A 14661-nucleotide genomic window follows, 5' to 3' on the forward strand; every position below is an offset into this window, starting at 1 on the left:
ATTTCTCACCTTAAAATTTTTATTACTTCATAATAGATTTATTTTAGAGGAAAAATTTATTAAACTTTCTATTTAGAGTTGTATAAAAAAATATTTATACCTCAAAAATTTCTTAATTTCGGCTATTAGAGAAAGTGATAGCTATGTATGAGGTTGTTCCAGACACAAATTTTTTAATTTACTGTTTTAAGCATAAGATTAACTTTGACTATGAAATTGAGAGAGCTTTGAATACAAAATTTGAAGTGGTTATTTTAAAGCCTATTAAGGAGGAGCTTGAGAAACTATTAAGTTCTAAAGATATTAAAGGAAAAGAGAAATTAGCTATTAGCTTAGCTCTCTCTAAGATAAAAAATTATAAATTTTTGGATATAGAGGGATATGCTGATGAAGTTATATATAGATATGCTAAATCTAAAAAAAATGTGATAGTAGCTACAAATGACAAGGAGTTAAAAAATAGATTGTTAGAGAGCAAGATCCCAGTGATGTGTGTTAGACAGAAGAAATATTTTGAGGTTTTTGGATTGATTTAGAAAAGAATATATATTTTTAGTATTAAAAATATTTAATAAATTTATAGGTTGGTGTTAATCATGCATAAGGATGTTGAAATATATGCTTTAGCTTTAGATCCTATCTATATAGGAACTGGAGGTTATAAAATAGGGAGAGTTGATAATACAATAGTTAGAGATCCTTCAACAAATGAACCAAAGATTCCAGGAAGCTCTTTAGCTGGAGTTTGGAGGTACTATAGTGTTTTGAGAATTGCAGAAGAAATAAGAAATAATTTAGATAATGAATTTAATGAAATTGTTAGTTATTTAAAAGATAAAGGAGCTTTAAATGATGAAGAAGTAGATAAATTGAAAGATCAAAAAGATAAATTAAATTTTTTCTTTCCAAAGTCTCTACTTTTTAGCGTCTTTACTATTTTAAACCTATCAGATTCAGATAAAGATAAGAAAGACAATATAAAAAATGCCTTTTATGAGTATCTAAGTAATCATATATTTAAAAATAATGGGAGTTATATCTTTTTTGAAGGAAATAGGTTTATTGGAATAAAATGTGCTGGACAGGATGATGCTCCTAATCTTAGTATTGAAGATGTAAAAAAGGAAGATAAACCAACTGGACATTGTGGTAGTTGTATAGTTTGTAAATCCTTTGGATTTTCTAAAAAGGACTTAAGTTGGCAAGGATTAATTTTCTTTAGTGATTTAGAAATTTTATTTTTCCCAGTTTTTACCTATAAAGGGACTAAGTGGGTAACTACTAAGAAGAAGCTGGAAAGAGTAGAGATTAATTCTAAAGAACCTTCAAGTATTGATAAAATTTTAGCTAAAGAAAGTGATTATCTTAACTTAGGCTGGCTTTATTTAAAAGTTGAAGGAGATCATGAAATTAAAGAAGAGGATTTAAAGAAATTAGATTTAGATCTTGAATTAAAACCAGAAGATATAGTTATTGTCTCTGAAGAGTTGTTTTCTCAAATTGTTAATTCAAATTTAGAGGTTAGAACTTCAGTTTCTATTGATCCAATTACAGGAGCAGCTAAAGAAGGGGCATTATTTACTTCTGAAGCAATTCCGAGAGGAACTATATTCTTTGGAAAAATTAGGATTTTTGACAAAACATTCTTGGAAGGTATTGAGGAAAAAATAAAACCAATTCCTGAAACTGAATTAATTGAGAATATGTTAGAAGATAGTAAAAATTATTTTGAAATTTTTGGAATTGGAGGGATGACAACAAGAGGGTTTGGAAGGCTAAAGATAGCCTTAATTAAAGAAAAGAATGAAGAACAAGAAAATAGTGAAGAGGAGCAAATAGAAACCACTTCTCAAGAAAATGGTGGTCAGAATGAATAATTCCTTAGAGAGTTTAATTCAAGGAACTGCTTTTAATATTATAGAGAAAATAAATGGAGTTGGAGATAAAAATAAAAAGAAAAAATTATTTAATTTAATAGAAAAATCCTTGGGTGTTTTAACTAATAATGGTGTTTATGCATATTATATCTTTGTTAAATATAAAGAATCTGAAGAGTTTCTATTAGATCCTTTATTTCCTTTAATAGATAACATCTTTGGGAAGTTAGACTATAATGGAAAGAAAATAACATTTAAAGATAATAAAGAAGAGTATCTTCAGAAAATCTCAGAAAATATTTATAAATTATTATTTCTTAAACAAGTCTTGGAAAAGGTTTTAATTTATGCAAGGTATCATGCAAGAGCCCTAAGTGATTAAAATGACATGGTATAGACTAATATTTAAGCAAAATCAGCCAATTCATATTGGAGGACTAAAATGGGGAGTTTTGAATGAAACCTTATTATTTATCCCTGGCTCTACAATGTGGGGAGCTTTAACTAATGCTTATTTACTAAAGAACAAGCCTTCTTCTAAAGAAGAATTGGAAAAAATAAAAGAATATTTTAAAGTAATAACTTGCTTTTATCCTTGCTTTGATAAGGAAGGAAATAAAGTATTATTTCCTAAATTCAATGGAGGAAGGTTTTACCTTGGAGATTTTTTAGAAGAGGAGTTTAGGTTTTACTTCACTGACTCTTTGGTTAGAACAGCATTAGAACCTATGGGAAGGGGAGCTAAAGAGAATGCTCTTTATGAATTGGAGTTTATTTTATCAAAACCTAAGAAAGGATTTCATGAGGATATAAGAAGTTTATATTGGGTAGGTGTTATAAAGATTGATGAAGCAGTTAAAGAGATAATTGAAAAAGAAAGTTTTTTAAAAGAAGGTTTAAAAGTCTTCATTGGAGGAGATGTTAGATATGGCTTTGGAGAATTAGAATTGGTAAAAAAAGATAATGATATTGGTAATGAAGAATTAGAAAAATGGAATTTAAATGAAAATGGGACCCTTGAGATTAAAGAATTAACTTTAAGGAATTTTTTAGAGTTTGATAATAAAATAAAATTTGAAGGAAAACTTCTTTTAGTTCCTGAATTAGATTTTAAGGAAAATATTGCTAAAGTTCAAGATGCTAAATTCTTTATTAGCCCAGGAAGTAAGATCTCAGAAGATTTAAAAAACAAGGATAAGTATAAGCTTATTAAAGGAAGATTTATCTTAAATGGTGAATAAAATGAAAAAAGAAGTTGAAGTAGTTTTTGAAACAATAACTCCTCTTTGGACTGGAGATGCTTGGGGCGAATGTAAGGAAATAAGACCTTCATCTTTAATAGGTAGTTTAAGATTTTGGTTTGAAGTTATTTGTTATTTCTCGGGAGTTTGTAATGGAGATGATTTTAATGCTTCTTTAAGAAGATTTGAAAAGGAGGTGAATAGGAAAAAATTAAAAGAGTTTATTGAAGAAAATGGGAATAATATTGAGGTTATTTTAAAATATTTAGCAAATGATCAAGAAATTCCTATCCCAGCTATTGTTTTTGGAACAACTAATTGGAGAAGTTTAATTGAAATAAAAAGTATAACACCTATTAAAGATTATTGTTTTGGAAATAAGTTAAATTTACCATATTCAATAGGAATAAAAAAAGAAAATTTAAAAATTGAAGAATACAAATTAAGAGAAGATTGGTTATATAAAATAAATTCTTATAGTGGAAAATATTTTAAAGATAAACTAAATAACGCTAAAAAAGAGTATTCTTTCTTTTTCTTTCCTCATCCATATTTTTATGGAAAATTTAAAGTTATTTTTAAAGTAGAGGAGAAAATATTGGAAAGTATTTTTTATCCTTTATTAAATTTTATGGAAAAGTATGGTTTCTGGGGAGGAAAGTGGAATATTGGATATGGTAGGTTAAAAGTGTTAAAAGTAGAGGAAAAAGAAGGTGAAAGTTGGGAAGAAAAAAGTGATTGGAGAAAAGATGAATTTAATTTTGAAATATTTAATGATAAAGATAAATTAAAATTTAGAAAAATTAAAATTAATGATGTAATAACTGAGAAAATACTAAATAAAAACTCTGATTCTTCAGAGTTTTTAAAGGAGTTTTTGGAAGTTGATAATTTCCACTGTAACATGGATAAAAAACTTGAAGAAATAAAGAATAAGATTCCTAAAAATATAACATTTCTAAACATTGAAGATTTAAAAGATAAAGATTTCTTAAATTTAATAAAAGAATTATTAAAAATTAAAGTGAAAATGAGAAATTGTCTAAGGCATGAATGTGAAAAACTATTTGAAAAATGTTTTGAAGGAAAAAATGGAAAAAAGGAGTTTAAACCAGATAAAGAAATTCTATGTAATAGCAAAAAAATAAAATGTAATGAATTAAAACTTTGGAGAAATTTGAGACATCGGCTTTTAGGAAGTAGAGGAGGAGATGGTTCTAAAATACTACCTTTTATTTGTAAAGAAGGTAGTATTTACAAAGGAGGATTTATCTCTATAGCAGGAGTTTTAAATCTTTATGAGAATAAAGGTGAATCAAAATGAATTATGATTTTTATTTCAATTATAAGACAAATAGTGATCAGATTTTTAGAGAAACAAATAATAAATTAAAGTCTTATGTAAAACTTAAAGGGGGTTTTGTTAAAAATAAAACTAAAGAATTAAATGGCCATAAAAATTTTGTTAAAAGCTATGGTAATACATATACGATAGGTGATATAAATAAAATCAAACAAATATCTAGAATTTTTGATAATTTTGAGAATTTTGCAAATTACTTGGAGAAATTAAATCTCCCAAAATATTCTTTTGGAATTTGGATAAAATTTAAATTAAATGCTCCATACTTTTCAAAAGATGATGATGAATTTTATATTATTCAAAATCCAATTATTAAAGATTATGCTTTCAAAGTTCCTATGGTTAGACCTTCCTCTTGGAAAGGAGCTTTAGCTAATACTTTTAGGGAAATATTAAAAGAGAAGGATCTAAGTGAAAAAAGAATATTAATTGAAAGCTACCTAAGAATTTTTGGAGCAGGTTCTGAAGAAATAAAAACTATTGAAAATTATTTAAAAGAAAAAAGCAAAAATTTAGATAAATTAAAAAAGTCTATTATAAACTTTATTTTGTTTGAGTTAGGTTTAACTTTAGACATTGAAACAATTAATAAAATAAAAAATGCAAATTCTGAAACACAATTATTTGAAAATTTAAAAGATAAAATTTCAGAGAAGTTAGAAGATCTAAAGAAAGATAAATTCTATCCTACTGAATTTCAAACCCATAAAGGGAGATTAATAATTTTTCCCACTTATTTTGATCAATTAAGTTTAGAAATTATAAATTATCATGATAGAAGAAAAAGAGCTGGAATAAATCCTGTTTATTATGAAGTAGTTCCTAAAGAAGCTGAAGGAATTTTGCAAATGGTTTATGTTCCTTATGATGGCTTATTAAAAAGTGGTGATGAACTTAAAAAAGAGATGGAACAAGATTTAAAATATTTATGTCAAGCAATTAACAAATTAGCAGGCTTGGGCATAGGAGCTAAAACTAAGTTAGGTTGGGGAAGATTTGAGTTAGAAGAAAAATTTTGTTTAGTTTTAAGCAACTTAGAAAATGAAAGTGAGATAAATAAATTAGGATTTGAAATAAGAGTTATTAATGGTGAATAAAATGTCCAAGTTGGAAAAATTAAGAGATTACAAAGATGAAATTTTAAAAGCTGAAATAGGGGCTTTACTTTTTAATCTTGGGAAAACTCATATAGGGTTTGGGTTTTGGAGGAAATATTTCCCTGATAAAGCATCAGAATTTAAGTTTTCCTCTTATAAAGAATATGCAGAAAGTTATTTTTATAGAGAATTAGAAGAAATTTCACTACAACTAAAAAACTTCTTTGAAAATATAAACATAAATTTGGGTTTTTGGAACACAGAATTTTTAGAAGTTCTTAAAGGTGGAGAAAGCAGAGAGAATTTTGTGAAAAAAATATTCTTTAGAGGTTGTGAAAATATAAATTCAGGAATAGATAAAGGCTCCCCTAATAAGCAATTGGAGCCGCCTTTATGGCTCTCAAATGCCTTTGGAAGCTATAAAAGAATCATAGATTCTGACTATTTTGACTGTAAAAGAAGATGCTTTTTTGACGCTTTAAATAACTTTTTGGAAGGAACAGGAAATAAGCAAAATCAAAGATGGAATGAAATTAGAGAGTTTATTTTTGATTACATTAAAGAATGGTATTCTAAACTTTTAAGTGATTCAAGATTTCCAATAAATGATGTATCTCTATGGGATCAAGCATATATGACTGCTTCCATGTTTAAGGCTGTTTTGGCACAACTCGTTATGGATAATTCTAAATTAGAAAAATATATGAATAATCCCTCTTCAATAAAGTGGAGAATTTTAGGAATTCAATATGATAAATTGGGTTTAGCTGAAAAGGGATTAAAAGTTGCCCATATCCAGTTTTATAGAAAATTAGCTGAAGAGATAGATAATGAAATAAAAAATCTTTTAGAAGTTAAGTATCCAATAGGAAATGAGATTTATAGAGATGAAACAGGAATTTATTTCTTAGTTGGTGAAGATTTAGGGGATGATCTAAATGATAGAAGTAACCTCGTCAAATTAAAAGAAGATTATAAAGAACTTGAAGATAAAATATTGAAAATCTTCAAAGAAAAAACTGAAGATGAGTTCTATCCAGCTATATTTTTAACTGAGGCTTCAAGAGGTTTAATGAACTTAGGTTATTTATTAGAAAAAGCTAAAGAAAACTTTTTAAAAGCTGATTTAAGCAAGAAAGATAAAGATTTATGTCTTTTAAGAACAGTAAAAGGACGTGCTGTTGGTGTATGTCAAGTTTGTGGAACAAGATTAGTTTATGAAAATAGAGAATATGAAGAAAAAATCTGTGAAACTTGTTATAAAAGAAGAAAAGGTAGGATAGATAATTGGATAAATAATTTAGAAGGAGAAACTATTTGGATTGACGAATTAAAAGATAACAATAATAACATAGCCTTAATAACTTTGAAATTTGAGCTTCAAGATTGGTTAAATGGAAATATGTTGAATAGTTTATTGGGAAATAGAGGATTAGAAAATTATGATAATGAATTAAAAAAAATAAAAGAACTTATTAGAAATGGAATTATTGAAGAAGAAAAAAATAGAATATTAAACTATATTGAAAATTATTCAGATTTAAATAATCTATTAACTTTAAAAAATGAATTAGAAAATTTTACTAATAATACTGATAATATTAAAAATGTAATTATCAATGAACTGAAAAATACTGAGCTAAAAAAACTAATTTCTAGTTTTATAAGCTTTTTTAATAGTAATAATGTTAGTGATTGTGATTATGTTAAAGAAAAAATAGATCTACTCATGGAAAAATTAAATAAAATAAGAACCTCCAATGAGTTATTTCATCTAGTAAAAAAACTTACAGAAAATATGAATTTAAAAAAAGAAAAAGAATTAAAAATAATTGTCGAGGATTTAAAAGAAATTAATGAGAAAATATCTAATATTCACAAAAAATTGTTAAACGTGAATGACCTAGACAAAGAGTTAGAAAAAATACAGAATAATGATTTAAAATTAATAATCAAAAAATTGTCAGAAATAAACATTTGCTACAACAAGATTACTAAAGATCTTATATTTATGTTGTATCCTTTTACCATTAATAAAGAATTATTAAATTACTATAAAAAATATGACAGCATTTACGATTTCTTTGAAAAAATCTTTTTCGGATCAATTATAGGAACACAATGGGAAAATTGGATAAATCAAACCTCACTAAATGAAAAAATTGATTGGCAAAATGAAAAAATAAAATGGGATAAACTAACAAATGAAGATATAGAATTCTTAGCAGAACTAATTTTACAATTCTTATTAAGAAAGAATCCATCACCAGCAAGATTAAGAAGAATTTGGGAAAATACTCAAGAGTTCTTTGAAGAGTTAGAGAAAAATATAGTCAATATACTAAATATCCCAGAATGGAGAAGAAAAAGATTAATCTTTGAATTAGATAAAAATATTCCTGAAGGAGAATATGAATATAAAGGAGTTTTATTCTGGGCTAAGAATAAGAAACTCTATCTAATCTCTTCAATTGAGGACTTTTTAAGAACTTTTGTAAATGAAAAAGTTAAAGATATGTTTAAAGATTTAAAGAAAAATAATGAAGAAGCTAACAGAAAAATTTTAGACTATATAAATACTAAGTTAAAAGAAAAAGAATTTAATTTTAAACTAATTGAACTAAATAAAAAAGAAGATAAAGAAGTAAAAGCTAAAATCATCTCTATAAAAGAGTATAAGCCTTACTTCTCAATAATAAAACCAACTCCAATATCTTGGCAATTTATAATCCCTGCTGAATATGTTCCAAACTTGATAGACAATATAATGAGAAAATATGATGAAAACTTTAAATTTGTTTATGGAAAGCTTCCTCTACATATTGGAATTATAGTTCAGTACTATAAATCTCCTCTATATATAGGAATAAAAGCTCTAAGGAAAATAAGGAGAGACAATATAGATATAGATGATTTATATCAAGAAACACCTATTGGGGAATTTTGTGTAATACAAAGAAAGAAATTAGCCAACCAAAAATTAGAGGAAAAAATAAACAATACTGAAAAATATTATTCTCTATATTGGAACAATAAAGACAATAAAGAAGAATATAATTTCTACATAAAGCCTAATAACAATTGGAAAAAATGGATCTCTACATTGGATAAGTTTCCAAATAATAGCAAAATTTATATAATCCCAAACACTTTTGACTTTGAATTTTTAGAGACTAATATAAGAAGGAATGATATCTTTTACAACAAAAATGGAAAAAGAGTTTTGGAATTAAAGAGTAATAGACCTTACAACATAGAACTACATTGGGAAAAATTCAAGCTATTTAAAGAAGCTTTCTCAGAAGATGCAACTAAAACATCTCTACACAAGCTAATAGAGAAGCTCTATGATCTTGCATTAAGGAGAGAGCTAAATGAGCAGAAGGAATATGTAGCCACTCTATTTATAAACATCCTAAAGCTAAACAAAAATAAAGAACTAACTAAAAAACTTTGTAAAATATTTGACTTAGAAGAAACTGAAAATGTAAAAGAGTTTCATAAATATTTAAGAGAATTAAACGAAAAAGAGCTTAAAGAGAGAATCTTAATGTTCTTGGATATGTTTGAATTCTGGCACTACTGTTTAGGGCAAACTTAACTCCTTTTAATCATATAACTAATCCCTATATAGCCACCAACATCCAGTAAAATAATGTTAATCACAAGCAAGATAAAAGATAGTAAAATATAATGCTCATTTAAAGTTGCTAAGGATAGGCCAAAGAGGATAGAGGGGAGTAGGATAGAAACATCTATGGTAACTCCAATCATCTCATACTCCTTTCCTCCAGCTATACTTAACCCCCCAGAGATCCCAGCCACTAAGGCAACAATGGCACTAAATAATAAAGGAGATTCTTCCAAATATATCTTTAAGGTTTTCTCTGGAACATGGAAGATATAGGCTAACAAGAAAGATAAAAAAATGATAATAAAGACAAAAAACAACTCTTTAGCCATTCCCTTAATAAAAAGTTCTTTACTCTTCAAAACTGAGCCTATAGCACTGGCCATAACAGTATCAACAAGTGGAGCTATAATCATAGCTCCTATCAATGTAGGAATACTATTTTCTAATAATCCAATAACTCCCATAATTGTAGCTAACACAACCTTTATAATAGTTTTCTCAGAGATCTTAACCATATCCTGGGCTTTGTAGAAAAGCTCTAACTTAGAGAGCTTAGTGTCTGATAAACCCTCATCTCTACATGAGAATGTTATATTGGCTGGCATCATGATTAGAGAGCCATAACCCTTCTCTCCTAAGCCAAGCTCTCTTAATTTTATAATAATCTTCTCAGCATCCTTTGGCTTGGCATTACATGTAATTATAACCCCATCTTTTATAGAGCATCTGATAGGCTCAACCACTGAGATGGAATAGGCATTATTATCCTTTAAAATTCTTTCAACATCATCCAGCAAGTTCTTAGGAATGATCATCTTTATATATCTCATCTACAACCCACTTCCCATTTTTTAACTTATAGTGAAAGCAAGAGTAGTAACCTTCATGACAAGCCACTCCCTTCTGATCAACTATGAATAGTAAGCAGTCTCCATCACAGTCTTTATAAATCTCTAAAACCTTCTGATAGTTTCCACTCTCCTCTCCTTTCTTCCATAGCTTTTTTCTACTTGTTGAGTAGTAATGCATGTAGCCAGTTTCTAAAGTTTTTCTTAAAGCTTCTTCATCCATAAAGGCAGTCATCAATATATTCTTATTTTTGTCACAGGCTATAGCTATAATTAATCTCTTCCCCTCTATATTTCTCCACTTTAAACCCTCTAACATCTCCATCTCCTAAATAAGTTATTCTCAATATTTAATAGATCTAAGATTCTCCCAACAACAAAGTTAACTATATCCTCTAAGCTCTTAGGCTTAAAGTAAAAGGCTGGACATGGAGCTAAGATAATAGCTCCTAAGTTAGAGAGCTTTAACATATTTTCCAAGTGTATACTACTAAAAGGCATCTCCCTTGGAGCAATTATTAACTTTCTCCTCTCCTTTAGAGAGATGTCAGCAACCCTCACAATGAGAGAAGAGCTATAACCATTGGCTATAGCTGAGAGTGTTTTCATAGAGCAAGGGATTATTACAAAGGCATCAAACTTATTTGAGCCAGAGGCTAAGGGAGAGAAGAAATCTCTATTATCATGCAAGGTTCCAAATTTTTCAAAGTATTTATAACTTAGCCCTAACTCCTCCTCAATTATTTTTTTTGCTGTATCAGAGATAATAATATCTAACTCAGCTTTCTTATAAAGTTCTTCCACTAACCTCTTGGCATAAATAACTCCACTGGCTCCACTGATTCCTATAACTATCCTCATTCTCTCTCCTTTTTTAAATATAGGAACCCTCTACCAATTAAATGAGCCACTCTTAAACACTCTGGCACTTTACTTTTTAACCTACAAATATCTACTATTCTTTTTAGCCTCTCCCTATCTATCCCAAGATACTGTACATAGATCCCATCCATATACTCAGGAGCTGGAGCTTTTTCTATCAAACTCTTTCTCTCCTCAAAGTCTTTAAAGTGTTTTAAGGCTTTAAATATCTTTTCAAAGTTGGGCTTTTTATCAATAACAACAACTGTTGGCTTTTTAGTTTCCTCATATATCTTATGAATATCAGCTATATTAAAGCCTCCAAAGGTTATACCATAGAGAAAGATAACCTTTATCTTAGGATAGTGCTTATCCTTAACAACCTTAATTATCTTATTGGTTACATCTAACCCATCCTTCTCAAACTCTGAAAAATAGATATTATCTATTATTCTATTCCCTCTCATATAGACAGAGATTAATATACACTTTTTATCCTTTTTATTAAAAGGAGCATCATCAAATCCAATAACTTCAATTTCTTTTTTCATAAAAGTACCCTAAAATTTTAATTTAAATTTTATTAAATTAAAAAATAAATAAGATTTTTGGTGATCTAATTGAAATTCTACAATAGAGAGAAAGAAGTTAGATATCTAAAAACTTATTGCCAGTTGGAGCCAAACTCTATTTTATTCGTTTATGGCCCTAAATCTTCTGGAAAAACGACAGTGATGCTTAAAGTTATTGAAGAACTTAGAAATAAAGATATAGTGTTTTTCTACTATGATTTAAGGAAATATGCTACACCAACAAAGGAAGAGTTTTTTAAAATATTTTTTGAAAGATCTGATAAAAAATATGTTCCTAATAAGCTGGAATTTAACTTAGGAGTCTTTAAATTCGGAGTTGAGAGAGAGCTAAATTTTAAAGAGTTCTCTTTAAACGATGTTTTTGCTAAGATAAATGAAAGTATTAATGAAGTTATAAAAGAGGGGAAAAAGCCAGTTTTAATTATAGACGAGCTTCAAAAGTTAAAAAATATTTACTTTAATGGAGAAAAATCTTTATTAAACGAGCTATTTAACCTCTTTGTACATCTAACCAAAGTTAGACATTCGTGCCATGTCATCTGCTTAACTTCTGACACTCTATTTATTGAAGAAATTTATAGAAATTCTTCCTTAAAAAACGCTTCCGAATACTATTTAATTGATTGGTTAGAAAAAGAAGACATTAAAAAATCTTAAAAGAAGAGAACTTCAGTGAAGAGGAGATAGATTACGCTATAAACTACCTCTCTTTACCATATGAAATAACTGAACTAATAAATAATAAAAAACTTGGCTTAACAGTTGAAGAAACCATAAAAAAGTGGATAAATATTGAGAAGGACAAGCTTTTATATCTATTGGCTAACGCTAACGTTGATGAAGATAAAATAAACACTATCCTATCTAAATTTAAAAATAATGTTAAAGTTGAGGCTAAGGAACTTATTAAAAAAGAACTTATAAACGAATTTAAATTCTTAGTAAATAATGAAATTTTATTTTATGATGTAATTAACAGCATAGTAAAACCAACATCAATAATTGAATGGCACGCTATAAAAGAGATAAAATATAAAATCAATTAATAGCACTAAAAGAGAGATCTAACAGCAGCATGAGATAATTCAAAGATGGCTCCACCAAGTTCATTACCAATATCTTGAATATCAGAAAGAGAAAGCTTTAACTTTTCCTCCTCTATGCTTAGAGCCACTGGAAGATATTTATAGGCTAAGATAAATAAGTCTAATGGCTTACATAAGATATCTAACCCTACAAAGCCCTCAAATCCTTTCTCAGCTTCATTTATTGTTGCCACTTTCCTAACTTTAATGTTGTCTTCCTCTAAGGTGTAAATTAAATTTCTCAGTACAGTTTCTTCATCCTTTCCTCTTCCTTCTAACACTATTTTAGCCCTTACATAGCCTTCATTTAAATAACTTAAAATTTCTTCCTCACCAAGCTTTCCTTTCTTGTACTCTTCAACATTTAAATTAATATTTTCTTTCATAATGACATTAAATCCTATCCTATACTTATTTATGAACTCTCTGAAGAAAACTATGATATAGCTTAAGATGTCATTAACTTCTTTAACATCCAAAACTAACTTATCTGGTTTTAAAACTTCAACATCAGGAGTGTATTTTAAGCAAAAGTCTATATACTCCTTAAAATTATTAAATTCTACTTCAAACTCTCCAATTTTTGTATATAACTCATTTTCTTCTTCCTCTTCATACAATAGCTTAGCCTTATAGTTCTTTAATATCTCTTCAGTCAGTTTTTTAAATTCCTTCACAACTAACTCCTTTGAATTTCCTCTAACTTCCTCTAAAGCAGAAATCTTTATCATTTGTTCCTCACCTATAAGATTTTAAATAGTTAAAGTTTAAATTTATTTATACTTCTCATATTTATTCTTGAATGGGGTGATAGCCATGGGAAGAAAAAAGAGTGCTAAACAGGCTGAGATCAACATAGGGATGGTTGGGCATGTTGATCATGGGAAAACAAGTTTAACCAAGGCATTAACAGGGGTTTGGACAGATAGGCATAGTGAAGAGCTTAGAAGAGGAATATCTATAAGGTTAGGGTATGCAGACTGTGAGATAAGGAAGTGTCCAAGCTGTGGAACTTACACAACAAAGCCAAGATGTCCTAACTGCTTGGCTGAAACTGAATTTTTAAGAAAGGTTTCCTTTGTAGATGCTCCTGGACATGAGACATTAATGGCTACTATGCTAACAGGAGCTGCTTTAATGGATGGAGCTATCTTAGTGATAGCTGCTAATGAACCTTGCCCTCAGCCACAGACTAAGGAGCATTTAATGGCTTTAGAAATTATGGGAATAGATAAAATAATTATTGTACAGAACAAGATAGATTTGGTTGATGAAGAACAGGCCTTAAAGAACTATGAACAGATAAAAGAGTTTGTTAAGGGAACCATAGCTGAGAATGCTCCTATTATCCCAGTTTCAGCCCACCATGAGGCTAATATAGATGTTTTATTAAAGGCTATTCAGGATCTTATCCCAACTCCTAAGAGAGATCCTAAGGCTACTCCAAGGATGTATGTGGCAAGAAGCTTTGACATAAATAAGCCAGGGACAGAGATTAAAGATTTAAAAGGTGGAGTTTTAGGTGGAGCCATTATACAGGGAGAGTTTAAGGTAGGGGATGAGATAGAGATAAGGCCAGGGATTAAGGTTACTGAAGGGCATAAAACATATTGGAAACCTTTAAGGACTAAGATAGTTTCCTTAGCAGCTGGAGACACCATGTTAAAAAAGGCTCATCCAGGAGGTTTAATAGGGGTTGGGACTGAACTTGATCCTTACTTAACAAAATCTGACTCTCTTGCTGGCTCAGTTGTTGGCTTGCCAGGAACATTACCAGAGATTAGGGATAAGATAACTATTAAGGCTCATCTCTTAGAGAGAGTTGTAGGTTCAAAGGAAGAGCTTAAGATGGAGCCATTAAAGACTGGAGAACCTTTAGTCTTGAATGTAGGGACAGCCACAACTGTAGGGGTTATAACTTCAGCAAGAGGAGACATAGCAGATATAAAATTAAAGTTGCCAATCTGTGCTGATATTGGAGATAAAGTAGCCATAAGTAGAAGGTTTGGATCAAGGTGGAGACTAATAGGTTATGGAGAAATTATAGGTTAAGAGGGAGAAT

At 28.7% G+C, this 14661-nt stretch carries 13 protein-coding genes and 1 pseudogene; 9 read left to right on the plus strand and 5 right to left on the minus strand.

What is annotated here, in order from left to right:
• Positions 1-143: 143 nt before the first annotated feature.
• Genes METIN_RS00785 through METIN_RS00815 form a run of 7 tightly spaced genes read left to right on the plus strand, consistent with a single transcriptional unit; the run spans position 144 to position 9179 of the window.
• Positions 144-536: a type II toxin-antitoxin system VapC family toxin gene (locus METIN_RS00785; RefSeq protein ID WP_013099578.1), complete on the plus strand. Its 393-nt coding sequence runs from the start codon at positions 144-146 to the stop codon at positions 534-536.
• A 60-nt stretch (positions 537-596) separates the two neighbouring features.
• Positions 597-1877: an RAMP superfamily CRISPR-associated protein gene (locus METIN_RS00790; RefSeq protein ID WP_013099579.1), complete on the plus strand. Its 1281-nt coding sequence runs from the start codon at positions 597-599 to the stop codon at positions 1875-1877.
• Positions 1870-2259 (plus strand): hypothetical protein, encoded by a 390-nt coding sequence (locus tag METIN_RS00795; protein ID WP_013099580.1) that lies wholly within the window; start codon positions 1870-1872, stop codon positions 2257-2259. The genes METIN_RS00790 and METIN_RS00795 overlap by 8 nt, the downstream gene beginning before the upstream one ends.
• A gap of 1 nt (position 2260) precedes the next feature.
• A complete protein-coding gene (locus tag METIN_RS00800) occupies positions 2261-3118 on the plus strand; it encodes an RAMP superfamily CRISPR-associated protein (protein WP_013099581.1) in 858 nt (285 codons plus the stop codon).
• 1 nt (position 3119) lies between these two features.
• Positions 3120-4442 carry a type III-B CRISPR module RAMP protein Cmr1 gene (gene cmr1 / locus METIN_RS00805; RefSeq protein WP_048203262.1) on the plus strand — a complete coding sequence of 441 codons (1323 nt, stop codon included), beginning with the start codon at positions 3120-3122 and terminating at the stop codon, positions 4440-4442.
• Positions 4439-5578, plus strand: coding sequence for an RAMP superfamily CRISPR-associated protein (locus tag METIN_RS00810; protein WP_013099583.1), 1140 nt, complete (start codon positions 4439-4441; stop codon positions 5576-5578). Before cmr1 ends, METIN_RS00810 begins: the two co-directional genes overlap by 4 nt.
• Position 5579: 1 nt before the next feature.
• Positions 5580-9179 (plus strand): CRISPR-associated protein Csx11, encoded by a 3600-nt coding sequence (locus METIN_RS00815; protein WP_048203263.1) that lies wholly within the window; start codon positions 5580-5582, stop codon positions 9177-9179.
• Here the strand turns inward: METIN_RS00815 and METIN_RS00820 are convergent.
• From METIN_RS00820 to METIN_RS00835, 4 genes are read right to left on the minus strand one after another with little or no spacing between them, the layout of a single operon-like run.
• Positions 9176-10042, minus strand: coding sequence for a TIGR00341 family protein (locus METIN_RS00820; RefSeq protein ID WP_048203265.1), 867 nt, complete (start codon positions 10040-10042; stop codon positions 9176-9178). The genes METIN_RS00815 and METIN_RS00820 overlap by 4 nt on opposite strands.
• Positions 10014-10379, minus strand: a complete 366-nt coding sequence (hisI, locus tag METIN_RS00825) for a phosphoribosyl-AMP cyclohydrolase (protein WP_013099586.1) — start codon at positions 10377-10379, stop codon at positions 10014-10016. The genes METIN_RS00820 and hisI overlap by 29 nt, the downstream gene beginning before the upstream one ends.
• On the minus strand, positions 10373-10921 hold the full coding sequence (locus METIN_RS00830; protein WP_013099587.1) for a UbiX family flavin prenyltransferase: 549 nt from the start codon (positions 10919-10921) through the stop codon (positions 10373-10375). Before METIN_RS00830 ends, hisI begins: the two co-directional genes overlap by 7 nt.
• Positions 10918-11472, minus strand: coding sequence for an endonuclease dU (locus METIN_RS00835; protein ID WP_013099588.1), 555 nt, complete (start codon positions 11470-11472; stop codon positions 10918-10920). The genes METIN_RS00830 and METIN_RS00835 overlap by 4 nt, the downstream gene beginning before the upstream one ends.
• A 69-nt stretch (positions 11473-11541) precedes the next feature.
• On the opposite strand from METIN_RS00835, the pseudogene METIN_RS00840 reads away from it, so the two are divergent.
• A pseudogene (locus METIN_RS00840) lies at positions 11542-12560 on the plus strand (ATP-binding protein).
• A gap of 5 nt (positions 12561-12565) precedes the next feature.
• Here METIN_RS00840 and METIN_RS00845 read toward each other — a convergent pair.
• Positions 12566-13330 (minus strand): hypothetical protein, encoded by a 765-nt coding sequence (locus tag METIN_RS00845; protein ID WP_013099589.1) that lies wholly within the window; start codon positions 13328-13330, stop codon positions 12566-12568.
• An 85-nt stretch (positions 13331-13415) separates the two neighbouring features.
• Here METIN_RS00845 and METIN_RS00850 point away from each other — a divergent pair, with 85 nt between their 5' ends.
• A complete protein-coding gene (locus METIN_RS00850) occupies positions 13416-14651 on the plus strand; it encodes a translation initiation factor IF-2 subunit gamma (protein ID WP_048203267.1) in 1236 nt (411 codons plus the stop codon).
• Positions 14652-14661: the final 10 nt, after the last annotated feature.

Source organism: Methanocaldococcus infernus ME (assembly GCF_000092305.1).
GTDB classification, from domain to species: Archaea; AGJL01; Methanococci; order Methanococcales; family Methanocaldococcaceae; genus Methanocaldococcus; species Methanocaldococcus infernus.

What these genes read in the sequence shown, in the direction of transcription:
- METIN_RS00785 (WP_013099578.1), top strand. Translation starts at nt 144, where the DNA reads ATGTATGAGGTTGTTCCAGACACAAATTTTTTAATTTACTGTTTTAAG.
- METIN_RS00790 (WP_013099579.1), top strand. Translation starts at nt 597, where the DNA reads ATGCATAAGGATGTTGAAATATATGCTTTAGCTTTAGATCCTATCTAT.
- METIN_RS00795 (WP_013099580.1), top strand. Translation starts at nt 1,870, where the DNA reads ATGAATAATTCCTTAGAGAGTTTAATTCAAGGAACTGCTTTTAATATT.
- METIN_RS00800 (WP_013099581.1), top strand. Translation starts at nt 2,261, where the DNA reads ATGACATGGTATAGACTAATATTTAAGCAAAATCAGCCAATTCATATT.
- cmr1 (WP_048203262.1), top strand. Translation starts at nt 3,120, where the DNA reads ATGAAAAAAGAAGTTGAAGTAGTTTTTGAAACAATAACTCCTCTTTGG.
- METIN_RS00810 (WP_013099583.1), top strand. Translation starts at nt 4,439, where the DNA reads ATGAATTATGATTTTTATTTCAATTATAAGACAAATAGTGATCAGATT.
- METIN_RS00815 (WP_048203263.1), top strand. Translation starts at nt 5,580, where the DNA reads ATGTCCAAGTTGGAAAAATTAAGAGATTACAAAGATGAAATTTTAAAA.
- METIN_RS00820 (WP_048203265.1), bottom strand. Translation starts at nt 10,042, where the DNA reads ATGAGATATATAAAGATGATCATTCCTAAGAACTTGCTGGATGATGTT.
- hisI (WP_013099586.1), bottom strand. Translation starts at nt 10,379, where the DNA reads ATGTTAGAGGGTTTAAAGTGGAGAAATATAGAGGGGAAGAGATTAATT.
- METIN_RS00830 (WP_013099587.1), bottom strand. Translation starts at nt 10,921, where the DNA reads ATGAGGATAGTTATAGGAATCAGTGGAGCCAGTGGAGTTATTTATGCC.
- METIN_RS00835 (WP_013099588.1), bottom strand. Translation starts at nt 11,472, where the DNA reads ATGAAAAAAGAAATTGAAGTTATTGGATTTGATGATGCTCCTTTTAAT.
- METIN_RS00845 (WP_013099589.1), bottom strand. Translation starts at nt 13,330, where the DNA reads ATGATAAAGATTTCTGCTTTAGAGGAAGTTAGAGGAAATTCAAAGGAG.
- METIN_RS00850 (WP_048203267.1), top strand. Translation starts at nt 13,416, where the DNA reads ATGGGAAGAAAAAAGAGTGCTAAACAGGCTGAGATCAACATAGGGATG.